This is a genomic window from Solibacillus sp. FSL R7-0682 (genome assembly GCF_038005985.1).
Classification (GTDB): domain Bacteria; phylum Bacillota; class Bacilli; order Bacillales_A; family Planococcaceae; genus Solibacillus.
Window position 1 is genome coordinate 3017509 of sequence record NZ_JBBOUI010000001.1, and the last position, 23017, is coordinate 3040525.

Genomic DNA, 23017 nt, shown 5'->3' on the forward strand with positions numbered 1-23017 from the left:
ATTTTGTCTACCTTATCATAAGCTTGAACGAAGCTACTGTCAAGGTAATCTCCTTGTCCTTCGATTGTTTGGAACAAATTTTTTCAAAAGGAAAAAGAACTGCGTAAAGTTCGAAACTTTTGCGCAGTTCTTATTATGGCGAAGAAATTAATCTTCTATTTCTTTTAATTCTTTTTCTAAACCTTCTGCAAATAGACCATATACATATCGCTCTGCATCAAATGGTTGTAGGTCATCCATTTTCTCACCAAGGCCAACAAATTTCACTGGGATGTGAAGCTTGTTGCGAATAGCAAGTACGATACCACCTTTTGCAGTACCATCAAGCTTCGTTAACACAATACCCGTTACATTTGTTACCTCTTTGAACATTTGTGCTTGAACAAGTGCATTTTGACCTGTCGTCGCATCTAATGCTAATAATACTTCATGCGGTGCATTTGGAACTTCACGTGAAATAACACGGTGTACTTTTTCTAACTCATTCATTAAGTTTACTTTATTTTGTAAACGACCCGCTGTATCGCAAATTAATACGTCTGCATTGCGGTTTTTGGCCGCGCGAATGGCATCGTACATAACAGCAGCAGGGTCTGAACCTTCAGATTGCGCAATTACTTCAACACCTACACGTTCTCCCCAAACTTGTAACTGATCAATTGCACCTGCACGGAACGTATCTCCCGCTGCAAGCATCACGGTTTTACCCTCGGATTTTAAACGATGTGCTAATTTACCAATTGTTGTCGTTTTCCCTACACCATTAACCCCAACGAATAAAATAACGGTTAGATCGCCCTGTTGTTGGATATTTAATTCAGTTAAATTTTCCTCACCAGATTCATAAATTTCTACAAGCTTTTCGGAAATTATTGCTTGAATACCACTTGTATCTTTAATATTTTGACGCTGAACTTCAAAGCGTAATTTATCCATTAATTCCATCACAGTTTCAAAGCCAACATCCGCTTGTAAAAGTACATCTTCAAGCTCTTCAAAGAAGTCTTCATCCACTTTACGATAGCGCGCTACTAAATCATTTACTTTAGACGTAAATGAGTTACGTGTTTTTTCTAAGCCTGCTTTAAATTTTTGTGTAATCGACCAAGCAGATTGTTTTTTTTGTTGTTCAGCAACAACTTCTGAAATTTCACTTTGTGAACCCTCGTCAACCCCATCCGCCTCATGTTTATCTTCTTCAATTGCAGCCGAAACAACTTCAGGTTCAGGTTGTACATTTTCTACTTCAATTACTTCTTGCTTTTCTTCCGCAGGTGCAGTAACTTCTTCTGGCACATCAAGCTGAAACTTATCTTCGATTTCCTGCTTTTCACCTTGTGTTTGTTGCTCCAATTGTTCTTTTTCTTCATTGCCGCCAACTAACTTTTCTTTCAGTCGCTTAAAAAAGCTCATTATCTGCCACTCCCTTGACCTACTAATTCAGATTGCTCTTCTAGTTTTACTGATACTAGCTTCGATACACCAGACTCTTGCATCGTAATACCATAAAGAACATCGGCACCCTCCATCGTCCCTTTTCGGTGTGTAATAACGATGAATTGTGTCTCTTCACTAAATTTACGCAAATAATCACTATAACGTGCAACGTTCGACTCGTCTAATGCTGCCTCTACTTCATCCAAAATACAGAATGGTACTGGACGTGTATTTAAAATTGCAAATAGAAGTGCAATCGCTGTTAATGCACGCTCTCCACCTGAAAGTAGGCTTAAGCTTTGCAATTTCTTTCCTGGTGGCTGCGCAATAATTTCAATTCCTGTATCTAATAAATTTTCTGGATCAAGTAGCACTAAATCAGCCGTGCCACCTCCAAATAACTCTTTAAATGAAATCGTAAATTGTTTGCGAATTTGCTTAAACGTCTCATTAAAGCGTTCTGTCATTTCTTCATCCATTTCATCAATTGCTTTATGCAATGTATCCTTCGCGGCAACTAAGTCTTCACGCTGTTCACTTAAGAATATATAACGCTCTTGTACTCTGTCATATTCCTCAATCGCAGCTAAGTTAACTGGCCCAAGCTCTTCAATTGATTGCTTTAAAAGCTTCACTTTTCGACGAACTTGCTCCTCTTCTTCTATAGCAATTGCTTCTTCTTGTGCAGTTAAAACATCTAATTCATATTGTTCAAGTAATTGCTGCTGTAAATTATTCATTTCGAATTCAATTCGACTACGTTTTATTTCTAACGTACGTAAAGCATCCATAAAGCTTTTATGTACACGCTGTACTTCTTGCAATTGAATTTCCGCTTGCGTTACTTGTTCATGTAAGATTGTTCGTGATGCTCGCTTTTGTTGAATCGTTTCGCTTAATACATCTTTCTTATTTGCCCATTCTGTAATCGTTTGTACAAGCTCCTCTGAAGACGGTCCATTTAACCCATCCTCCGATTCAATCCACTCGATTTCCTGGGAAATTTTATCGATGGTATTGCGTATTTTTGTTAAATCTAATTCAATCCCTGCAATCGATGCTTGCACTTGTGTTAACTGCTCTTGAACAACAGCTAGCTCTGAACGTTGCTGTGCTAATTGCTCACGTAAAACATCTTTTTGCGTTTCACTTTGTGTTTTCGCCAACGTCAGCTCATCGACAGTTTGTTGTACAGTTTGAAGCTCATCTCGTAATTCCTCTAAGCGTTTTTCAGCGATTTGTTGCTGTTCGTTTAAGGACTCTTTTCGAGTCGATAATGACGTTTGCTCTGACTGAGTAATGGATACTGTCGTTTGTAAGCTCTTCACGGTCATTTCAAGTTCTAATAATTTCGCTCGGTGATGTTGCTCCTGCTCACGAAGTGATTCTCCTTGCAACTTTAATTCATCAAGTGAATGACGTAAATGAACAATTTCTTCTTTTTTCACACTAACTGTTTGTTCAGCTGTTTGAATAGTTGCTTCCATATTCTCTAATGTAGTAACTAACTTTTCAAGCTCAGCCTTGCGTGAGAACAACGAACTTTGCTGTTTTAAAGCACCACCCGTTAATGAGCCACCTGCATTGACTATATCGCCATCTAATGTAACTACACGATATTTAAAGCCTACTAAACGAGCAATTTGACTTGCTCCTTCAAGATTTGACGCTACTAAAACATTCCCTAAAAGATTTTCTATAATCGTTTGATTTTCATGCGCAAAATCAACAAGTTCAAATGCAAGTGCCACATAGGCGGGATGTGAAGTAATTTCCATTAGTTGTTGCGGTTGAATTTTGCGTGAGCGCATAACCGTTTTCGGTAAGAACGTCGCTCTCCCTGCACGCTTTTGCTTTAACCAGCCTATTGCCTTTTGAGCATGTACTTCATTATCTGTCACAATATGTTGAGAAGCTGCACCTAAAGCTGTTTCAATCGCTTGTGAATACTTCGTCTCCACTTGGATTAACTCAGCAACTGCCCCTTCTATACCTTGTAACTCCTTACGATCTCGTGCTAAAAGAACTTCTTTAACTCCGTGGAAAAACCCTGAAAAATCAGCCTCTAGCTCCGCTAATGTATCTTTTCGTGACTTTAATTGCTGATGGTGCTGATAGGCTTTATATAATAGCGCTTGCTTTTCATCTAAATCAGCAGTCGCAGTTTTAAGCTGCATTTGGACAATATCAAATTTACCCAACTGCTCTTTAAGAGCACTTTCAGCCTGCTCGAGCGCTTGTTGTGTCACTTCTTTTAACGTTACCGCACCAGTTAATTCCTTTTGAATTTCTGATGAGCGACCAGACATACGCTCCACTGAGGCTTGTTCTTGAGTGAGCTGTTGATTAATATGTTTTAATTCATTTTTAACTGTTGCTTCTTCGTTCAGTAAGTTAATGTACGCATTTTTTGCTTCTTCAATTTCCTGTTCAATTTCTGAAGCAGTACGTGTTAAAGCTTGTTCAAGTTGTTTCATTGTCGAGCGAATTTGTTGAACTGCTTTTTGCTTTTCTGTAAACTCTTGACGCTTTTCTTGCTCTTTTAATTGAAGCTCCTGCTCCACTTCTGTTGCTTGAACTAAATTTTCACGTAATTGCTGAATTTGTTTTTCTGCATTGGAACGTTTTTCATTAAATAATGCTTTTCGACCTTCCCAACGCTCTACTTCTGCACTTGCCTCAACCAGTTGCTCTTGAGAAATATCAAGCACTTCATCAATTGCTTTTAATTCATTGCGTGTTTTTCGCACATCTTGCTCGATACGTTCAATTTCTGCCGCATGCTGCTTTTCTGTAGCAGTCAATGTTTTTTGATCATCATTATATGCTGTTAACGTTTTTTCATGTGCTAATAAATCATGAACCATTAATGCAATATCAAAGTCCTTTAGCTCCTCTGACATACGAACATAATCTTTTGCACTAGAAGCTTGAATTTTTAACGGCTCTAAACGGATTTCAATTTCGTGTAAAATATCAAGTACACGATTTAAATTTTCATCCGTTTCGACAAGCTTATGCTCTGCTTTTTTCTTACGTAATTTATATTTTAATACACCTGCTGCTTCTTCAAAAATACTTCTTCGGTCATCAGGGCGGCTATTTAAAATTTCATCGACACGCCCTTGAGAAATAATTGAGAAAGCCTCTTTCCCTAGACCTGAATCCATAAACAAGTCCGTAATATCCTTAAGGCGACATTGCTGATTATTCAGCAAATATTCGCTATCGCCTGAACGATACACACGTCTTGTTACACTAATTTCTGTGTAAGGTATGGCGACACGCTCATCTTCATTATCTAACACGAGCGTTACTTCAGCAAAATTTAATGGTTTACGTGATTCACTTCCTGCAAATATAACATCTTCCATCTTTGCACCACGTAAGCTTTTCGCTGATTGCTCCCCTAAAACCCATCGGATTGCATCCGTAACATTACTTTTCCCACTACCATTTGGTCCCACCACAGCTGTTACACCAGGAACAAAATCAATACCTATTCTTTCGGCAAATGATTTGAAGCCTACTACTTCAAGTCGTTTAAGGAACATATTATTCCCCCTCTTGCTTAGCCTGCTTTAGCGTAAGCATGGCACTTTGCGCTGCTTGCTGCTCAGCTTCTTTCTTTGATTTCCCTCGTCCAACACCTAATTCTTGATCATTTAATAAGACACGTGAAATGAATGTACGATTGTGGGCTGGACCTTTTTCATCAACGATTTCATAATGAAGTAATCCATTATTCGTTTGTTGAATAATTTCTTGTAACTGACTTTTAAAATCCATCACATGCGAAAAAGCACCGATTTCTACTTTAGGGAATACGATACGCTCTAAAAATGCTACAACTACTTCTAATCCTTGGTCTAAATAAAGGGCGCCAACAAATGATTCAAAGACGTCCGCTAAAAGTGCAGGACGTTCACGACCACCCGTCAATTCTTCACCTTTACCTAAGAGTACAAATTGACCGAAGTTTAATTCGTTCGCAAATACTACTAACGACGGCTCACATACGATAGAAGCACGTAGCTTTGTTAGCTCTCCTTCGCTCATATTTGGAAATTTCTCAAATAAATATTTGGATACTGATAATTCAAGTACCGCGTCCCCTAAAAATTCTAAGCGTTCATTATCCGTAAATAATTTTCGGCGATGCTCATTCACATAAGATGAATGGGTAAAGGCTTGATATAATAATTCTTTTTTTTGGAAGTAAATGTTGACTTCCTCTTGTAAAATTTGAAATTGAGATTTAACTTTTTCAGGGAGAACACCTAACTTTTGGTTATTCCCTTTTCTTCTATGCATCATGGAGTTTCTGCCTTCCTTCTAGTTTCTATCGTTAGTTTACCTTGTTCTATAGTAATGTGCAAAGGGTATCAGTCAAAAATATACGTAATTACACATTATTCGCTAGTCATAGCTTAGGATATATGTATGAAAGCTAAAAAGGTATTCTATCACAATGAATTTTTGTGATAGAATACCCCTTATGCATGATTAGCTAATTTTCTTTTCGATGTATGAAATAGCATCACCAACAGTTCCGATTTTTTCTGCATCTTCATCAGAAATTTCCATATCGAACTCATCTTCAAGTTCCATTACTAATTCAACAACGTCTAATGAATCTGCACCTAAATCTTCACGGAAAGATGCTTCTAATTTCACTTCGCTTTCGTCAACGCCTAAACGATCAACGATAACTTTTGAAACACGCTCAAATACTGTAGACAACTCAGTCACCTCCCCTCAAGAAAATGGGTAATTGCTTACACCATTACCATACCACCATCAATATGTAGTGTTTGACCGGTAATGTAACTTGCATTATCTGAAGCAAAGAATGCAACTGCTTTTGCAATATCCTCTGGTTGACCAAGCTTCGCTAACGGGATTTGTTTCAACATCCCATCCTTAAGTTCTTCTGGTAAACCTTCTGTCATTTCTGTTGTAATAAAGCCTGGTGCGATTGCATTTACTAAAATATTTCTACTTGCAAGCTCTTGGGCAGTCGTTTTCGTTAAACCAATTACTCCTGCTTTTGCTGCAACATAATTAGCCTGCCCAGGATTCCCTGCTACACCTACTATTGAAGAAATATTAATAATACGCCCCGCACGTTGTTTCATCATTTGACGAGAAACTGCCTTAATACATAAAAACACGCCTTTTAAGTTCGTATTGATGACATCATCCCACTCATCATTTTTCATACGCATTAGTAAATTGTCTCGTGTAATGCCTGCATTGTTTACTAATATATCAAGGGATCCATACGTATCCACTGCACTATTCATTAATTGTTGTACAGCATCAGCATCCGCCACATTCGCCTGTACTGCGATTGCTTCGCCGCCATTTGCTTTAATTTCCGCCACAACTTGCTCAGCTTTTTTTGCGCTGCCACTATAATTGACAACAACTTTTGCTCCTTGGGCAGCTAATTCTAGAGCAATTGCACGACCAATTCCTCGTGAGGCACCTGTTACAACTGCACATTTCCCCGTTAAACCCATTGTGTCCACTCCTTCGACGCTTCTACTACTTGTGCTAAACTTGCTTCATCATAAACACAATATGTTTCTACATTTCGATCGATTTTTTTGACCAATCCAGATAATACTTTTCCTGGACCACATTCAATAAAGATTGTAACCCCTTCAGCAATTAGCTTTTCAACATTTTGCTCCCATCTTACAGAACTCGTTACTTGAGCAATTAATTCCTGTTTAATTTGCTCAACACTGTCCAATATTTCAGAAGTAACATTGCTGACAACTGGAATGGTTGGTTGTTGCACCGTCAAATTTTCTACAACTTGTGCTAATTTATGAGCAGCCGGTTGCATAAGCGTAGAATGGAATGGTCCACTTACTACTAATGGAAGCGCTCGTTTTGCACCAGCTTCCTTTGCCTTACTGCATGCCTCATCGACACCTTGTTTCGTCCCCGAAATCACAATTTGACCTGGACAGTTGAAATTGGCAACTTGCACCACTTCTCCCGCATCCGATACTTGACTACAAATAGCATCTAGCTTTTCCCCGTCTAACGCTAGAATTGCAGCCATCGCACCTTGACCTGCTGGAACTGCCTCGTCCATAAATACACCCCGACTGTGAACTGTTTTTACCGCATCTTCAAAAGTAATGGCATTTGCTACAACAAGTGCACTATATTCCCCTAATGAGTGCCCTGCTGTAAAATGCGGCGTAACACCCGCTTGCTGCAACTTATTTGCAATCATCACCCCTGATGTAAGCAACGCAGGCTGAGCATGATACGTTAGTGTTAGCTTTTCTTGCGGACCGTTTAATATCGTATCCGTCAATGAAAACCCAAGCACCTCATCAGCACGCTCATAAAATTCTTTACTTTTTTCGTCATTGGCTACAAAGTCCGCACCCATCCCCACAGATTGCGAACCTTGTCCTGGAAAAATAAAAGCAATTTTAGACATATTAAACTTATCCCCTTTGTGAATCAATTATTCTGATTTCGGCATTTGTGCAATTGTCTCTGCAATTGTTTCACAAACTTTATGTTCGACCATAATGTGTGCTTGTCGAATGGCACTATAAATCGCACGTGGATTTGAAGAACCGTGTGCTTTAATTACTGGTGACTTTAAGCCGAATAATGCCGCGCCACCATACTCTGTATAGTCCATTTTATCTTTAAGTTGTTTCAAATCGTTTTTTACAAGCATCGCAGCGAATTTTGATTTCGTAGTAGCAAATAATGCCTCTTTTAACATTTTGAATATCGCTCCCGCTGTCCCCTCGATGCTTTTTAAAACCATATTACCTGTAAAACCATCCGTTACAACCACGTCAGCTACGCCATTTAATAATTCGCGTGCCTCTACATTACCTTCAAAATTAAAATTTGCTTCACTTAATTGTGCGAAGGCTGCCTTTGTTAACTCATTGCCTTTTTTATCTTCTGTACCGATGTTTAGTAATCCAATACGAGGTGATTTTTGTCCACGTACTTGTTTTACATAAATATCACCCATAATGGCATATTGTAATAAGTTTTCAGGCTTTGCATCTGCATTTGCTCCTAAATCAAGCATTAAGAACCCTTCACCATTCATTGTAGGTAAAGTCGTTGCAAGCGCTGGACGAGATACTCCTTCAATACGCCCTACTTTGAATAATCCACCAGCCATTAGTGCACCAGTGTTTCCTGCAGATAGGCACGCATCAGCTGTCCCCTCGGCCACAGCCTCAAGCATTCGAGCCATTGAAGAGTCTTTTTTTCGTCGTACTGCACGAGCTGGATCGTCTTCCGCTTCTACTACTTCTGTACAATGAACAACTTGTAATCGATTATGTTGCTTTAAATAGGGAGTCATTTTTTGCTCGTCCCCATATAAAAGAATTTCTAAATTTTGAAAATCATCTAGGGCCATTAATACGCCTTCCACAATCGCTTGTGGTGCGTTATCTCCACCCATACCATCTACGGCTAATTTCATTTTGTTTCTTCACCTTTCGTGCGATACATTTCAAACTCACCTTTGAAAACAACTTCATTTTCTACAGTAGAAGTTACTTCAATGAATGTACGATTTTTTTCAGCATGCTTCCCTTTGACGATTGCTTTAGTTACAACGCGATCTCCTGATTTAACAGGCTTAACAAATGAAATGTTGGATTTCACGGTTAATGCTAGCTCATCGTCAATTACGGCAACTGCTAAAGAGTTCGCTTGCGCAAATAGATGATGTCCTCGCGCAATACCATTTCTTTGGAATACGTGTTCTTCACCGACATCAAATATTGAAAGCGCACGGTTATCTAGTTCAATATCAATAATTTCACCAATGACCTCATCAAGCGGTAGTGACTTTACTTCATCGTATTTTTTTGCAGCAACATCTTTAATACGCTCACGCAACTCCGGAATGGCTAACTCCATACGATCCAGACGAATCGTTTGAACGCTTACATTAAATTCAGCTGCTAATTGTTCATCTGTAACGAAAGGATTGTCGGCTATTTTTTCAGTCAACATGGATTGACGCTCTTTTTTTGAACGCTTCATACGTATTTGTTACCTGCCTTTAATTTTCTATAAGATTAGTATTAGCACTTGGTACTAATACCAATATACATGGATAAAAAAAAGAACGCAACAACTTTTTTGTTGCATCCCCTCTTCTTTTGTTTATGCTTCGTGACTTAATTGCCATAAAACACCGAATTTATCCGTTACTTGTCCGTAACATTTACTCCAAAATGTTTCTTGCAATGGCATTGTTACATTGCCACCTTCAGCAAGACTATTAAAAATTGTTTGTATTTCTTCCTCATCCTTTGAAAAATAAGCAATCGTAATATTATCACCTATTGTCACCTGTTGTGAACCTGGATACGTATCCGAGAACATCATTTTCCCTTCTTCTAATTCAATTAAGGCATGCATTACTAAATCTTTTGCCTCAGCCGGAACAGGATGTTCTGGATTCGGTGGTAAATCGCCAAAAGTAGAAATCGTTACATTTTTTGCATTAAATACTTTTGCATATAATTTTACAGCCTCTTTGGTTTCACCATTAAAAACAAAGTACGGATTCATTTTGCCCATTCCATTTCCTCTTCTCGTTTATAATTTGATTAACGTAAAATTACCCTTTCCAATCAACAATAAAAATAAACACTTTAGTCCATTCGTTCGCCTTCTAATACACCCGAAGTAGATAGTTTTTCTCGTAGCACCGCATATTCAGGTAATTGCCAAAATTCCTCATCATATAAAAGGTTTGCTGCATCTTGCCTTGCCGTTTCAAGAGCACGATAGTCATGCACTAAATCAGCTAGCTTAAATTCAGGTAAACCACTTTGCCGTTTCCCAAAGAAGTCCCCTGAGCCTCGCAACTCTAAATCTTTTTCAGCTAAACGGAAGCCATCATTCGTTTCGGTCATCGACAACATCCGCTCTTTTCCTTCATCGGTTTTCGGATCCGCTATTAAAACACAATACGACTGATGTTCACCACGCCCTACACGTCCACGTAATTGGTGAAGTTGAGCAAGCCCAAATCGTTCGGCATCATAAATAGTCATAAACGTGGCGTTCGGAACATTTACTCCTACTTCGACAACTGTTGTTGATACTAATACATGCACAGATCCTTCACTAAATGCACGCATCACCGCATCCTTTTCATCTGGATGTAAACGTCCATGCATAAGTCCCACTTTAAAACGATTACCAAAATACGCTTGCAGTTGTTCATACGCCTCCACTGCATTTTGAACTTCTAATTTATCCGACTCTTCGATGAGCGGTGTAATAACATATGCTTGTCTTCCAGCTTCAAGCTCTTGTGTCATCCGCAATAATACGCTATTCAACTGCTCTTTTTTTAACCAATGGGTTTCGATTTCTTTACGTCCTGCTGGTAATTCATCAATAATTGACACATCCATCTCTCCAAATGCGGTAATTGCTAATGTACGAGGAATAGGTGTCGCTGTCATAAAGAGCACATCTGGATTTTCACCCTTCTCCCGCAGCACACGACGTTGCTCTACCCCAAAACGATGTTGTTCATCGGTAATAACAAAGCCTAATTTATGAAAAATAACGTCCGGCTGAATGAGGGCATGCGTACCAATTACAATATCAATTTCTCCAGTTGCTAATTGAGCAAGTAACTCTCTTTTTGCTTTTGCTTTTGTCGAACCTGAAAGTAGGGCCACCTTCACACCAATCTCATCAAACCAAGCATGTAAATTATCCGCATGTTGTTCTGCTAAAATTTCAGTTGGCGCCATTAAGGCACCTTGATAACCTGCTGAAACCGCTGCATACAGCCCTATGGCTGCAACAACTGTTTTCCCAGAACCAACATCTCCTTGTAACAAACGATTCATTCGTTGTGGTGTAAGTAAGTCTTTACAAATTTCATTTACTACACGCTTTTGTGCACCCGTTAGCTCATAAGGTAATGTGGCAATAAATTGTTTTAATTTATTTAAATCATATTGAATGGTTAGCCCTTTTTCATTTTCCTTATTCGCTTTTCGTAAAGCTTGTATACGTAATTGAAAATCTAAAAGCTCCTCGTATACGAAACGACGTCTCGCTTGTTTGGCATGCTCTGCATCTAAAGGAAAATGAACACCTTCAAGTGCTTGGTGAATTTCTACAAGCTGATATTTTGTTCGGAGACTTTCGGGTAATGGCTCTTGTATACTATCCGAAACAGCGTCTAATGCTTGACGCATGAATTTGCGAAAACGCTTTTGTTGTAAATTTCCCTTCAAACTATAGACAGGTTCAAAATCAATTTGATCTGTCTTTGGACCGAACGTAACAGAAGATCCAACTATTACTTGTCGACCTCGATCCCATTTCCCTGTAACTGTAATAACCATGCCTGGTATAATTTTTTGGCGTAAATAGTTCTGATTAAAAAATACAACTTTAACTAAATGTCTTCCTGCTAGGGCAGTAAATTGTAAACGTGATTTATTTTTGCCAAGAAACAAGGCGGTTGGAGCACTTTCGACACGAGCTTCAATTGTGACACGCTCATTATGGGGTGTTTCAAGTAAATCTTTTAATCTAAAATCTTCATGACGATACGGAAATGTCCATATTAAATCATGTACTGTGTGAATTCCCATCTTTTCAAGTGCTTCTGCTGTTTCCTTACCTATTCCTTTTAAATTCGATACCGGTTCGAACTCCATTTCCGACATCTCCTTTACCTATAAATTCTTCCATAAGCATAGCATAAAATCAGTGCGTATGTTCGTATACAATAGTAGATTCAATGAGAAAAAAAACGATTTCGAACAAAGTCAAAATCGTTTTAGATCAATACTATTATTTAATTATTGGATACTTTAGATTTTAAAATAGCCTTTAAGTCTCCACCCTCAAAAATCGCATGGGTAATTGCTTTACCCGTAGGTGTTGCTGCTAATCCCCCGCGGGCTGTTTCTTTTAGATTCGGGCTCATCGCTTGACCGATCCGATACATTGCGCCGATAACTTCATCACATGGAATGCGACTAGTTACACCCGCTAAAGCCATATCCGCCGCTACTAAAGAATTCGAAGCCCCCATCGCATTACGCTTTACACAAGGTACTTCAACTAAACCCGCTACAGGATCACATACAAGACCAAGCATATTTTTCAACGTAATCGCAAAGCCTTCTGCACATTGTTGTGGTGATCCTCCTGCCACTTCGACAATTGCAGCAGCTGCCATTGCAGATGCACTTCCGACTTCTGCTTGACAACCACCTTCCGCACCTGAAATGGAAGCATTATTCGCGACAATAAAACCAAATGCACCTGAAGTAAACAAATAACGTACCATTTGCTCACGAGTTGGCTTCAATTTGTTTTGAACGGCAAATAACGTACCTGGTACAACACCTGCAGAACCTGCTGTCGGTGTTGCACAAATTGTTCCCATCGCAGCATTTACTTCGTTTGTCGCTACAGCCTTACTTACTGCATCTAACAGTAATTCACCAGATAATGTATTTCCTGATGCAATATATTTTTGAATTAACACGGCATCTCCACCAGTTAAGCCAGTTACTGACTGAACGCCACGTAACCCTCGTTCTACAGCTTCCTCCATAACAGTTAAGTTTCGATCCATTTGCGCAAAAATCTCTTCCCGTGTGCGCCCGCTAATTAACATTTCTTGCTCAATCATAATTTCCGAGATGAGCTTCCCTTCATTTTCTGCAAGTTCGACTAATTCTCTAACACTACGAAATAATACATCCATGTATGTGCACCCCCTTAGTTGTTAATTTTAGAAACCTTTGTTATATGTGGGATGTATGAAATTTGGTCGATAATACGATCTTCAATATTTTGATCGACTTCGATAACCATTAGCGCTGTTAGCCCACGTTCAATACGCGACACTTCCATATGCCCAATGTTCACATTATGCATTGCTAAACAGTTGGCGACATTGGCAATGCATCCTGCACGGTCATCATGAACGACTAAAATGGCTGGCATACCACCTGTTAGTCGAAGTTTAAAGCCATTCACCTCACTAATTTCAATTTTCCCTCCGCCTATAGAAATACCTTCAACGCTTAATTCTGATTCAGCATCCCCCATTACAAGACGTGCTGTATTTGGATGCTCTCGATTTGCTGTCTCTGGAATGAACTCAAATTCAAGACCTGCTTTTTCCGCTTCTTCAAAAGCCGTTTTAATTCGTTCATCATCCGTATCGTAATCTAATAATCCACCAATTAATGCAACATCTGTGCCATGACCACGATACGTTTCTGCAAAGGAACCGTATAAATAAATTTTTACCCACTTCGGTTGGCGCCCAAATAAGTCACGTGCTACACGACCGATACGAGCAGCTCCTGCTGTATGCGAGGAGGATGGGCCAATCATCACTGGCCCAATAATATCGAATACCGATGTAAATTTCATGAAGTACCTCCTTTTCATTCATACATTCTTTTACTATCATTTTAACCATTTATGCTACAATTAACAAATTTTCTATCAATCAATCGTAATTCATATAAAAGGAAACTAACTTTAATGCACTATTGTTGAAAGGGTGCTTTTTCAAAAAAATCCAAAAACAAATAGCCTAGACGAGGAAAGCAGTGCGCACAATAATGTGTACGCACTGCTTTTATTTTACTCTACAGATAAGATAAATGGATATAATGATTGTTTTCCTTCAACAATTTCTACTTCCGCATCCGGATAGTTTTCTTCAATAAAGGTTTGTAATTGTTCTGCTTGAGCTGCTGTTGCATCCTCACCATAAATTACTGTTACAATTTCAGAATCCTCATCCATTAAGCCTTCTAACACTTTCTTCGCTGCATCCATCATTTCAGGTGTTGATAAAATGATTTTGCCTTCAGCAAGTGCCATATAGTCGTCTTTGCGAATTTCAACACCATCGATTGATGTATCACGAACTGCGAATGTTACTTGACCAGTCTTTACGTGAGCAAAGCCTTCTGTCATGTAGTTTTTATTGTTTTCAACTGACTCCTCAGGATTAAATGCTAAAATAGCTGCCATCCCTTGAGGAATTGTTTTTGTAGGAACTACAGCCGCTTCGATTTCTAAAAGTTCAGCTGCTTGTTCTGCTGCCATAATAATGTTTTTATTATTTGGTAAAATTAAGACGCGTTCAGCACCAATTTCTTTTACGGCTTTTACGATATCTTCTGTTGAAGGGTTCATCGTTTGACCCCCTTCAATTACATAAGATGCACCGATTGAACGTAATAAATTTGATACACCCTCACCCATTGCAATTGTAACAATCGCATATGGAATTTTTTGTTGAGCTGGCTTTGGCGCTGGTTTAGATGTGTCATTCACGATAGCAGAATGTTGTTCACGCATGTTATCAACTTTAATTTTAATTAAGCTACCATATTTTTGACCTGCTGCAAGTACTGCACCTGGAGTTTCCGAGTGAATATGTACTTTTGCAATTTCATCATCCGAAATAACTAATAATGAGTCACCCATCGGATTTAACTCTTGGCGGAAGTGCTCCTCATCAAAAGGCTCTTTATCCGCTTCGAGGCGTACCATGATTTCTGTACAATATCCAAACTCAATGTCTGATGTGTCCATGAAATCTTGTACACGATGATGTTCTGCGTTAATTAAATCATCTAATGATGATTCATTTTTTTCTGGCAGTGGCTCACCCTTTAATGAAGCAAGGAAACCTTCATAAACAAATACTAATCCTTGACCACCGCTATCTACTACGCCTACTTCTTTTAAAACAGGTAGTAAATCTGGTGTACGATTTAGTGATGCCTTAGCTTCCCCAATAAATGCTTCCATTAAAGCGATTAGATCGTCTTCTGTTTCTGCAACTTCTACACCTTTTGCTGCCGCTTCACGTGCTACAGTTAGGATTGTGCCTTCCACGGGCTTCATAACTGCTTTATATGCTGTATCGACACCTGCTTGGAATGCATTCGCTAAACCTTTTGCGTCAATTGCCGCTTCTTTTTCAATCGCTTTTCCGAAACCACGGAATAATTGCGATAAAATAACACCTGAGTTACCACGTGCACCCATAAGTAAGCCCTTTGATAAAGCTTGTGCAGTTTTACCAATATGCTTGTTTACGTTTGCCTCCGTTTCAGTAGCACCAGATGTCATTGACAAATTCATATTTGTACCTGTATCCCCGTCTGGTACAGGGAATACGTTTAGTGAATCTACATAACTTGCATTTTGGTATAGGTGATGAGCACCCATTTGAACCATTTCAGCAAATTTAATTCCGTCTAAAGACTTCATCCGATTCATTTCCTCCTCTTACACATTCGCAACACGAACGCCTTGAACAAAAATATTAACCGACTTAACGCTCATACCTAATGTTTTATTTACTGTGTATTTTACTTTCGACTGAACTTGATATGCAATTTCAGAAATTTTTGTACCATAGCTGACAATAATGTACATATCAATATGTAGGTCTTCACCTTCTTGACGAATAAGTACACCTTTAGCAAAATTCTCTTTACGTAAAATATCTGTTAAACCGTCACGAATTTGGTGTTTTGATGCCATGCCTACAATACCATAGCATTCGATCGCTGCTCCACCAGCAATTTGTGCAATCACATCATTTGAAATATCAATATGGCCGAATTCGTTATTTAATTCTACTGACATAGTAATGCCCCCTTGGCTCTATTTGACTAATCTATATTGTACTACACAAAAGTCGATTATAAAAGAAAACGTTCATCTACGTCCAGTTGGAAGTGTTTTTTTATGACAAAAGTCGACGTTTATTTCGTAATTTTAGTAAAATAATTATTCAAATTGAGTAGCAAACGGAATTATAAAAAAAGCTAGGCATTTATCCTAGCTTTTCCTAAAGAATTCAAAATGATTAGGCAAAATGAAAATTTTTTGTTGCTCCCACTTATCAACCATTCTACAACAAAATAGGTGTAAAGGTTTTTTTCTTGAAAGGTTGTGTAAAATGTCTTGCACTCGTTCGGTAGGTGTGTTAAATTATTATGGTATGTGAAATATCGAACTGAAATACCGATTTCAGATTCAGCTGTAAGGAGGAATTTTACAATGCCAAAACAATGTGTAATTACTGGCCGTAAAGCTCGTACAGGCAATAACCGTTCACACGCTATGAACGCTAACAAACGTACTTGGGGTGCTAACCTTCAAAAAGTTCGCATTTTAGTTAACGGTAAGCCAAAACGTGTATGGGTTTCTGCTCGTGCTTTAAAATCAGGTAAAATCGAGCGCGTATAATCGCGTTAGAGCATCAGCAATAAGCTGATGCTCTTTTTATTTTGGATAAAAAAATGGTTATAGTTCGTTAAAAAACGAACTATAACCATCGTTTTCTTTAACTCTTTTTCTCACGGCGGAACAACTTGACACAACCTCTTGCCATACCACTAATCCACTTCGGCAACTGAAACGTATAAACCTTCAGGAATTCTCCTCCTTAGTCTTTACTCATTATCATTAAACATATGCCACCATTAAAGGAAATAGACCCTTCTGCGAGGATTTCATTACTCGTAAAACGAGTTGTCCCTTGCTCGATCACTTCATTCGTCGTTTCATACTTTACACCACGTAATGTTACCTCTTCGAGCCGATGTCCATAAGCAAAAAAGGAAACATACTCATAACTCGATTTTTTTAGATTATGTAGTCCGGGCAAAAGAAAACAAATTTCATTTTGTGGATTAACTATTTTAAATTGAATAGACGGATACGAAGTTTGCAAAGCATAGAGTGATCTTAGCGTAGCTTCATAGTGATCAAGACGTCCTCCTGTTACACCAGTTAACCAAACTTCACTCGGCTTATATTGAAGAGCTCTTTGCAAAGCTAAATCTGTATCTGTCTCATCTTTTTCTGCTTGAAACTGTTCAATATGTGCAACAGATGCTGAAATTCGCGCAAATTCAGCTTCTGTAACAGAGTCAAAGTCGCCGACAATTTCATTAGGGATAATGTGTTGATCGATTAAATAGAGGGCTCCTCGATCAACCCCAATCCATACATGTGGTGTTAAAGAAAAGGCGACCTCTTCAATAGGGCCGCCTGCGCAAATGGCTACAATCACTTAATTGCGTCCAATCCTGCTTGTTTAATTTCTTGTAAAGCTTGTGCGCGATTTTCTTTCCCGTAAATTGCTGAGCCTGCAACAAAAATTGTTGCACCTGCTTTTGCACACGGCACGATCGTTTCTGCATTAATGCCACCATCAATTTCAATTTCAATGTTTAAGCCGCGCTCTTTAATAATGTTCGATAAAGCTTCGACTTTTGGTACAACCGATTCAATGAATTTTTGCCCACCAAAACCAGGGTTCACTGTCATAAATAACACCATATCGATGTCCTCTAAAATGTGCTGAATAGTTTCAATCGGTGTATGTGGATTTAATACAACACCAGGCTTCACACCAAATGAACGAATTAATTGAATTGTACGATGCAAATGACGGCATGCCTCTACATGTACCGTTATATAATCTGCACCAGCTTTTGCAAACTGTTCGATATATTGGTCTGGATTTTCAATCATTAAATGAACATCCATCGGTAATGTTGAAAGCGGTCGAATTGCTTCTAACGCAATTGCCCCAAAAGATATATTTGGTACAAAGTGACCATCCATTACATCAATATGGATTAGTTCTGCTCCTGCTGCTTCAACCTCTTTTACTTCTTGACCTAGCTTTGCAAAATCTGCTGCTAAAATTGATGGTGCAATTTTAATCATGTTTAGTACCTCGGCTTTCGATCGATAATTTCTTGTAAAAATTGTTCATAGTGCTCGTAGCGATATGGACGAATCTCTCCTGCTTCTAAAGCAGCCTTCACAGCACACTTAGGCTCTTTTTTATGCAAACATCCACGGAATTTACAGTCTTCGCTTAAACGTAGAAATTCCGGGAAGCAGCTCGTCAATTCCTCTTTTTCAATTGTATCAAAATCAAAGGAACTAAAGCCTGGTGTATCTGCTAATAGACCCCCACATACTTCAATTAATTCCACATGGCGTGTTGTATGCTTTCCACGCCCTAAGCTTTTCGAAATAATACCTGTTTTTAACTCAAGCTCAGGTAATAGCGTATTTAATAATGTCGATTTACCGACTCCTGATTGCCCGGCTAAAACAGATGTCTTACCTTGTAATAAAGGTTCAATTTTTGCCATTAAGCTTGCGTCGTTCTTGTAGGTTTGAATAATTTCATAACCAATTGCTTCATAATCACTCACATATTGCTCCAGCGTCTTTTTTTCATCATCATTAAGTAAATCCATTTTTGTTAAAATGATGATTGGCTGTACTTGAAAAGATTCTAGGACAACTAAAAAACGATCTAATAAAATCGTATTGAAATCTGGCTCTTTAGCAGAAAAAACAAGAAGTGCTTGATCTACATTGGCAATAGGTGGACGAACTAATGCGTTTTTACGCTCATAAATTTTATCAACAGAGCCATCTGATTCACCATCATACGTATAGTCGACAAAATCGCCAACTAACGGGGATTCTCCTCGGTTACGGAAAATCCCTCGCCCACGACATTGGATTAGCTCGCCATCCTTTTCAATATAATAATAACCGCTTAATGCTTTTCGAATTTGGCCTTGCGCCATCCAACTCCTCCTTATTCCTTCACCAGGCTGTCGTACGTAATTGTTTCGTTCGCGATCACGTTATTATCTCGAACAATTTGGTACGCCGCCTTATCTCCTTCGACAATTTCCAACTGAATTAAATAACTTGTTGATTCGGTGATTTTTATTGTTTCAACTGGCTCCGCCATCGTACGTGTTTTATCTTGAATATAAACCGAAACTGTCTGTTCGGAACCTTCTTCTAAAGGCTCATACGGAATATCGACTCTAAGTGTATATAGTTTTTGTTTTTTCGCTTCAGGTCCTTTCGATAGGACTACATTAACGGTGCTACCTTGTTCTAAATTTGATCCTGCTTTTGGTGTTTGCTCCATCACATTCCCAGCAGGCACTGTGTTCGAATATTTCTCGCCTGTAATACGGATTTTAAAACCAGAGCTTCTTTCATATTCCTTCAAATTTGCCTCATTGAAGTTCCCTACTAGGTTAATAAGGGTTACCTTCTCCGGTCCTTTACTTACCGTTAAAACAATTTCAGTATCCTCTACGATGACTTCTTCTCCAGCACTAGGTGATTGATCGATAATTTCTCCATCAACATTATTTGAATATACTTCGTTAATTTTTACTTCCTTAAATTTAACTTCTTGGCTATCTAACGTCGCCAATACTTGTTCAACTTGTTTTCCAACGAAGTCGTCCATAGTGCCAGGTTGTTTCCCGATACTTATAATTAGGTCTATCTCGGTTCCTTTTACTTTCTCTAAGCCGGCAGATGGATTCGTTTCAATGACTTTTCCAGCCTCCACCTCTTCGTTATAACGTTCTTCTTGCTCACCAATGACAAAGCCCTTTTCCTCTAATGAACGAATCGCTTGTTCTAATTCCATGTTCACTACATCTGGAACTTTCTCTTTATCTGGTGTTAATAAGAACGCAAGAACTGTGCCTAGTATAAGAAGTACCGCCGCAACACCTACAATAAGTGACCATTTCTTTTTTGAATTTGTCTTAGGTTTTTGTTTTTGCTTTGAAACGGGGGAATCCCCTAATTTCTTATCCATTATCAGCGTTTGATCCACTACCGGTTGCTTCTTTGCTGGCTCTACTTTTGGATCTTTAATTATCGGTATGAGCTTCGTTGCATCATCATCTAGTGGTGGCATAAATTTCGGTTCATTTATGCGATTCATCGATAAAGACGTTTCCAAATCTTCATGCATTTCTTCAGCAGAAGCATATCGATGATTTGTATCTTTTGCGGTTGCCTTCAGGACAATATTTTCGACACTTTGTGGAATCGATGCATCAAATTCTCGAACAGAAGGCGTTTCCGATTGCAAATGCTTTAAGGCAATCGATACAGCAGATTCACCCGAAAACGGTAATTCACCCGTTAAAAGCTCATAGAACACAATGCCAAGTGAGTATACATCCGATTTCATTGTTGCTAATCCACCGCGCGCCTGTTCTGGTGATAAATAATGCACTGTACCAATAACAGAATTCGTTTGCGTATAAGACGTTGCTCCAAGAGATGTTGCAATGCCAAAATCAGTAATTTTCACATTTCCTTCTTCATCCATCAAAATATTTTGTGGCTTAATATCTCGATGAATAATTCCATTTTCATGCGCATGGGCAATTGCCGATGTCAGTTGCTTCATAATATGCACACTACGGGCAGCAGATAAAGGTGAAAACTCCTGTATGTATTGTTTTAATGTTTTCCCCTTAATGTACTCCATGACGATATAATGCATATCTTCATCTTCGCCTACATCATAAATACTGACAATATTCGGATTCGTAAGGCTCGTTGCAGACAATGCTTCACGCTGGAAACGTCGATGGAATTCCTCTTCATTTGTAAAGTCGTATCGTAAAATTTTGATAGCTACATCGCGATTTAATATAATGTCATGGGCTAAATACACATTGGACATTCCGCCACCGCCAATAAGCTGTATAATTTTATATCGACCACTAATATGTTTACCTACAAGCATTTCTACACCTCCTCTTGAGTTGTCATTAAAATAAGCGAAATATTATCTTCGCCCCCACTATCATTTGCAAGTTGAACTAATTTTTTCCCTTTCTCTTGAATCGAAATAGGTAACTCAATAATAGTAGCCATTTCTCTTGCCGATAGTTTATTACTCAATCCATCCGAACAAATTAGCAAATAGGCTTCATTTGTCAATGTAATTTCATAAAAGTCTGGATCTATGGATATTTCCGTTCCTAGTGCTTTTAAAATAAAATTTCGCTGTGGATGATTTTGCGCTTCTTCTTCACTAATTTCGCCACTTTCCAGCAAAATATTGACGTACGAATGATCTCGTGTAATTAACTGAACTTCATTATTTGTAAAATGATATACACGACTATCTCCGACATGGCTAATTAAGCAGTCCTTTCCATCAAGTAGAATAGCAATCATCGTTGTACCCATACCGTTGCAATTTTCATGTGTTAACGAATACTGATAAATTGTTTGATTAATATGTGAAACCGCGTCTCGTAACCATTCCATTTTCGTAGCTTTTGCAGCTAAAACGTTAGCCTCTACTTCTAGAAATAATTGCTCCATCTCACTAATCGCCATTTCACTAGCTACATCGCCTGCATTATGTCCACCCATGCCGTCTGCTAAAATCGCAAGCTTAAAACGATCAGGGCGCTCAAAAAAAGCCGCCCGATCTTCATTAATTGTTCGCTTTAACCCAATATCACTTTCCACTGTAAAGTCCACTTTAATCCACCTACTTTGTTTCGTGTGATCGTTCTTGCGCTCGTAACTGACCACAAGCCGCTGCAATATCTGCCCCTTGCTCACGACGGATCGTTACATTAATTCCTTTTTCTTTTAACGTTTTTTCAAAGGCAAAAATTTTACTGCGCGATGTACGAATATAGTCACGCTCTGGTACGTAGTTGATCGGAATTAAATTGACATGGCATTTAATATTTTTTATTAATGCTGCTAGTTCTAATGCTACTTCTTCCGTATCATTTTCACCTGACATTAAGCCATATTCAAATGTAACACGACGTCCTGTTTTCTTTGTATAGTAATTGACTGCCTCCATTAATTCCTCTAATTTATAGGCACGAGCAATCGGCATTAACTTTTGACGCGCCTCTTGGTTTGGTGCGTGCAGTGATACAGCAAAGTTAATTTGCATCCCTTCATCTGCGAATTGATAAATTTTTGGTACAATACCTGATGTTGATACAGTTATATGTCGTGCACCAATATTTAATCCTTTATCATCATTCATAATTTTCAGGAAGTTCATCATCGCATCATAGTTATCAAACGGTTCGCCAATCCCCATAATAACAATGCTCGATACACGTTCGTTTGTTTCATCAAGCTGTTGTTGTACTTTTACTACTTGCTCAACAATTTCTCCTGCCATTAAATGACGTTTTAGGCCACCTAATGTTGAGGCACAAAACGTACAGCCAATACGGCAGCCTACTTGTGTCGTAACACAAATTGAATTTCCGTAATCGTGGCGCATTAATACGGTTTCAATTGAATAGCCATCTTGTAATTGGAATAAAAACTTAATCGTACCATCTTTTGACTCTTGCTTAATAATTGTTGAAAGTGTAGTTAACACAAATTCTTTTTCTAACTTTTCACGTAAGCCTTTTGATAGGTTTGACATTTCTTCAAAGGTTTTTACACGTTTTTCATAAAGCCATTCATAAATTTGCCCTGCACGGAAGGCTTTTTCTCCATTACTCGTTAACCATTCTTTTAATTCATCTAGACGTAATGAATAGATAGACGGTTTCAGTTGGGGCTTTTCCTTTTTTTCACGTCGCACTGGCTTATCTGTTGCTTCCTCTACTAAATCCTGAATACGTTCTTCAAATTTTTTTAATTGTTCTTGCTCCAT

Annotated in this window: 21 protein-coding genes; 1 reads left to right on the plus strand and 20 read right to left on the minus strand. The window is 38.6% G+C overall.

The features are described 5' to 3' along the window. Nucleotides 1-147: 147 nt before the first annotated feature. The 14 genes from ftsY to MKZ17_RS15395 form a co-directional block, all read right to left on the minus strand. Nucleotides 148-1413: a signal recognition particle-docking protein FtsY gene (ftsY, locus tag MKZ17_RS15330; protein WP_340724603.1), complete on the minus strand. Its 1266-nt coding sequence runs from the start codon at nucleotides 1411-1413 to the stop codon at nucleotides 148-150. Continuing rightward, on the minus strand, nucleotides 1413-4991 hold the full coding sequence (smc, locus tag MKZ17_RS15335; protein WP_340724604.1) for a chromosome segregation protein SMC: 3579 nt from the start codon (nucleotides 4989-4991) through the stop codon (nucleotides 1413-1415). The genes ftsY and smc overlap by 1 nt, the downstream gene beginning before the upstream one ends. A 1-nt stretch (nucleotide 4992) precedes the next feature. Further along, a complete protein-coding gene (gene rnc, locus MKZ17_RS15340) occupies nucleotides 4993-5754 on the minus strand; it encodes a ribonuclease III (RefSeq protein WP_340724605.1) in 762 nt (253 codons plus the stop codon). Nucleotides 5755-5943: 189 nt separating this feature from the next. Further along, complete coding sequence (gene acpP, locus MKZ17_RS15345; protein WP_340724606.1) at nucleotides 5944-6180, minus strand: acyl carrier protein; 237 nt, start codon at nucleotides 6178-6180, stop codon at nucleotides 5944-5946. Nucleotides 6181-6215: 35 nt separating this feature from the next. Beyond that, nucleotides 6216-6962: a 3-oxoacyl-[acyl-carrier-protein] reductase gene (gene fabG / locus MKZ17_RS15350; RefSeq protein WP_340724607.1), complete on the minus strand. Its 747-nt coding sequence runs from the start codon at nucleotides 6960-6962 to the stop codon at nucleotides 6216-6218. Continuing rightward, entirely contained in the window at nucleotides 6953-7906 is a 954-nt protein-coding gene (gene fabD, locus MKZ17_RS15355; protein ID WP_340724608.1) for an ACP S-malonyltransferase, read from the minus strand. Before fabD ends, fabG begins: the two co-directional genes overlap by 10 nt. 27 nt (nucleotides 7907-7933) lie before the next feature. Further along, the gene (gene plsX / locus MKZ17_RS15360) at nucleotides 7934-8929 is read right to left on the minus strand and encodes a phosphate acyltransferase PlsX (RefSeq protein WP_340724609.1); all 996 of its coding nucleotides are present in this window, start codon (nucleotides 8927-8929) and stop codon (nucleotides 7934-7936) included. Then, nucleotides 8926-9498 (minus strand): transcription factor FapR, encoded by a 573-nt coding sequence (fapR, locus tag MKZ17_RS15365; protein WP_340724610.1) that lies wholly within the window; start codon nucleotides 9496-9498, stop codon nucleotides 8926-8928. The genes plsX and fapR overlap by 4 nt, the downstream gene beginning before the upstream one ends. A 123-nt stretch (nucleotides 9499-9621) precedes the next feature. Then, nucleotides 9622-10041, minus strand: coding sequence for a VOC family protein (locus MKZ17_RS15370; protein ID WP_340724611.1), 420 nt, complete (start codon nucleotides 10039-10041; stop codon nucleotides 9622-9624). Between the two features lie 74 nt (nucleotides 10042-10115). After that, the gene (recG, locus tag MKZ17_RS15375) at nucleotides 10116-12164 is read right to left on the minus strand and encodes an ATP-dependent DNA helicase RecG (RefSeq protein ID WP_340724612.1); all 2049 of its coding nucleotides are present in this window, start codon (nucleotides 12162-12164) and stop codon (nucleotides 10116-10118) included. Between the two features lie 131 nt (nucleotides 12165-12295). Further along, entirely contained in the window at nucleotides 12296-13216 is a 921-nt protein-coding gene (sdaAA, locus tag MKZ17_RS15380) for an L-serine ammonia-lyase, iron-sulfur-dependent, subunit alpha (RefSeq protein ID WP_340724613.1), read from the minus strand. 14 nt (nucleotides 13217-13230) lie between these two features. Then, a complete protein-coding gene (gene sdaAB / locus MKZ17_RS15385) occupies nucleotides 13231-13893 on the minus strand; it encodes an L-serine ammonia-lyase, iron-sulfur-dependent subunit beta (protein WP_340724614.1) in 663 nt (220 codons plus the stop codon). 216 nt (nucleotides 13894-14109) lie between these two features. Then, on the minus strand, nucleotides 14110-15756 hold the full coding sequence (locus MKZ17_RS15390; RefSeq protein WP_340724615.1) for a DAK2 domain-containing protein: 1647 nt from the start codon (nucleotides 15754-15756) through the stop codon (nucleotides 14110-14112). 18 nt (nucleotides 15757-15774) lie between these two features. After that, complete coding sequence (locus tag MKZ17_RS15395) at nucleotides 15775-16137, minus strand: Asp23/Gls24 family envelope stress response protein (RefSeq protein ID WP_241367942.1); 363 nt, start codon at nucleotides 16135-16137, stop codon at nucleotides 15775-15777. A 417-nt stretch (nucleotides 16138-16554) separates the two neighbouring features. Here MKZ17_RS15395 and rpmB point away from each other — a divergent pair, with 417 nt between their 5' ends. After that, nucleotides 16555-16743: a 50S ribosomal protein L28 gene (gene rpmB / locus MKZ17_RS15400; RefSeq protein ID WP_024362078.1), complete on the plus strand. Its 189-nt coding sequence runs from the start codon at nucleotides 16555-16557 to the stop codon at nucleotides 16741-16743. A gap of 199 nt (nucleotides 16744-16942) precedes the next feature. Here the strand turns inward: rpmB and MKZ17_RS15405 are convergent, their stop codons facing one another. From MKZ17_RS15405 to rlmN, 6 genes are read right to left on the minus strand one after another with little or no spacing between them, the layout of a single operon-like run. Then, on the minus strand, nucleotides 16943-17572 hold the full coding sequence (locus tag MKZ17_RS15405) for a thiamine diphosphokinase (RefSeq protein WP_340724616.1): 630 nt from the start codon (nucleotides 17570-17572) through the stop codon (nucleotides 16943-16945). Then, complete coding sequence (rpe, locus tag MKZ17_RS15410) at nucleotides 17569-18234, minus strand: ribulose-phosphate 3-epimerase (protein ID WP_340724617.1); 666 nt, start codon at nucleotides 18232-18234, stop codon at nucleotides 17569-17571. The genes MKZ17_RS15405 and rpe overlap by 4 nt, the downstream gene beginning before the upstream one ends. Nucleotides 18235-18236: 2 nt before the next feature. Beyond that, on the minus strand, nucleotides 18237-19118 hold the full coding sequence (gene rsgA, locus MKZ17_RS15415) for a ribosome small subunit-dependent GTPase A (RefSeq protein ID WP_340724618.1): 882 nt from the start codon (nucleotides 19116-19118) through the stop codon (nucleotides 18237-18239). An 11-nt stretch (nucleotides 19119-19129) separates the two neighbouring features. Further along, nucleotides 19130-21109: a Stk1 family PASTA domain-containing Ser/Thr kinase gene (gene pknB / locus MKZ17_RS15420; protein WP_340724619.1), complete on the minus strand. Its 1980-nt coding sequence runs from the start codon at nucleotides 21107-21109 to the stop codon at nucleotides 19130-19132. A gap of 2 nt (nucleotides 21110-21111) precedes the next feature. Continuing rightward, complete coding sequence (locus MKZ17_RS15425) at nucleotides 21112-21858, minus strand: Stp1/IreP family PP2C-type Ser/Thr phosphatase (protein WP_340724620.1); 747 nt, start codon at nucleotides 21856-21858, stop codon at nucleotides 21112-21114. A 10-nt stretch (nucleotides 21859-21868) separates the two neighbouring features. Continuing rightward, a complete protein-coding gene (gene rlmN / locus MKZ17_RS15430) occupies nucleotides 21869-23017 on the minus strand; it encodes a 23S rRNA (adenine(2503)-C(2))-methyltransferase RlmN (RefSeq protein WP_340724621.1) in 1149 nt (382 codons plus the stop codon).

Bases quoted from the DNA above. Each gene is read 5' to 3' on its own strand.
- ftsY (WP_340724603.1), bottom strand. From the start codon at position 1,413: ATGAGCTTTTTTAAGCGACTGAAAGAAAAGTTAGTTGGCGGCAATGAA.
- smc (WP_340724604.1), bottom strand. From the start codon at position 4,991: ATGTTCCTTAAACGACTTGAAGTAGTAGGCTTCAAATCATTTGCCGAA.
- rnc (WP_340724605.1), bottom strand. From the start codon at position 5,754: ATGATGCATAGAAGAAAAGGGAATAACCAAAAGTTAGGTGTTCTCCCT.
- fabG (WP_340724607.1), bottom strand. From the start codon at position 6,962: ATGGGTTTAACGGGGAAATGTGCAGTTGTAACAGGTGCCTCACGAGGA.
- fabD (WP_340724608.1), bottom strand. From the start codon at position 7,906: ATGTCTAAAATTGCTTTTATTTTTCCAGGACAAGGTTCGCAATCTGTG.
- plsX (WP_340724609.1), bottom strand. From the start codon at position 8,929: ATGAAATTAGCCGTAGATGGTATGGGTGGAGATAACGCACCACAAGCG.
- fapR (WP_340724610.1), bottom strand. From the start codon at position 9,498: ATGAAGCGTTCAAAAAAAGAGCGTCAATCCATGTTGACTGAAAAAATA.
- MKZ17_RS15370 (WP_340724611.1), bottom strand. From the start codon at position 10,041: ATGGGCAAAATGAATCCGTACTTTGTTTTTAATGGTGAAACCAAAGAG.
- recG (WP_340724612.1), bottom strand. From the start codon at position 12,164: ATGTCGGAAATGGAGTTCGAACCGGTATCGAATTTAAAAGGAATAGGT.
- sdaAA (WP_340724613.1), bottom strand. From the start codon at position 13,216: ATGGATGTATTATTTCGTAGTGTTAGAGAATTAGTCGAACTTGCAGAA.
- sdaAB (WP_340724614.1), bottom strand. From the start codon at position 13,893: ATGAAATTTACATCGGTATTCGATATTATTGGGCCAGTGATGATTGGC.
- MKZ17_RS15390 (WP_340724615.1), bottom strand. From the start codon at position 15,756: ATGAAGTCTTTAGACGGAATTAAATTTGCTGAAATGGTTCAAATGGGT.
- MKZ17_RS15395 (WP_241367942.1), bottom strand. From the start codon at position 16,137: ATGTCAGTAGAATTAAATAACGAATTCGGCCATATTGATATTTCAAAT.
- rpmB (WP_024362078.1), top strand. From the start codon at position 16,555: ATGCCAAAACAATGTGTAATTACTGGCCGTAAAGCTCGTACAGGCAAT.
- rpe (WP_340724617.1), bottom strand. From the start codon at position 18,234: ATGATTAAAATTGCACCATCAATTTTAGCAGCAGATTTTGCAAAGCTA.
- rsgA (WP_340724618.1), bottom strand. From the start codon at position 19,118: ATGGCGCAAGGCCAAATTCGAAAAGCATTAAGCGGTTATTATTATATT.
- pknB (WP_340724619.1), bottom strand. From the start codon at position 21,109: ATGCTTGTAGGTAAACATATTAGTGGTCGATATAAAATTATACAGCTT.
- rlmN (WP_340724621.1), bottom strand. From the start codon at position 23,017: ATGGAGCAAGAACAATTAAAAAAATTTGAAGAACGTATTCAGGATTTA.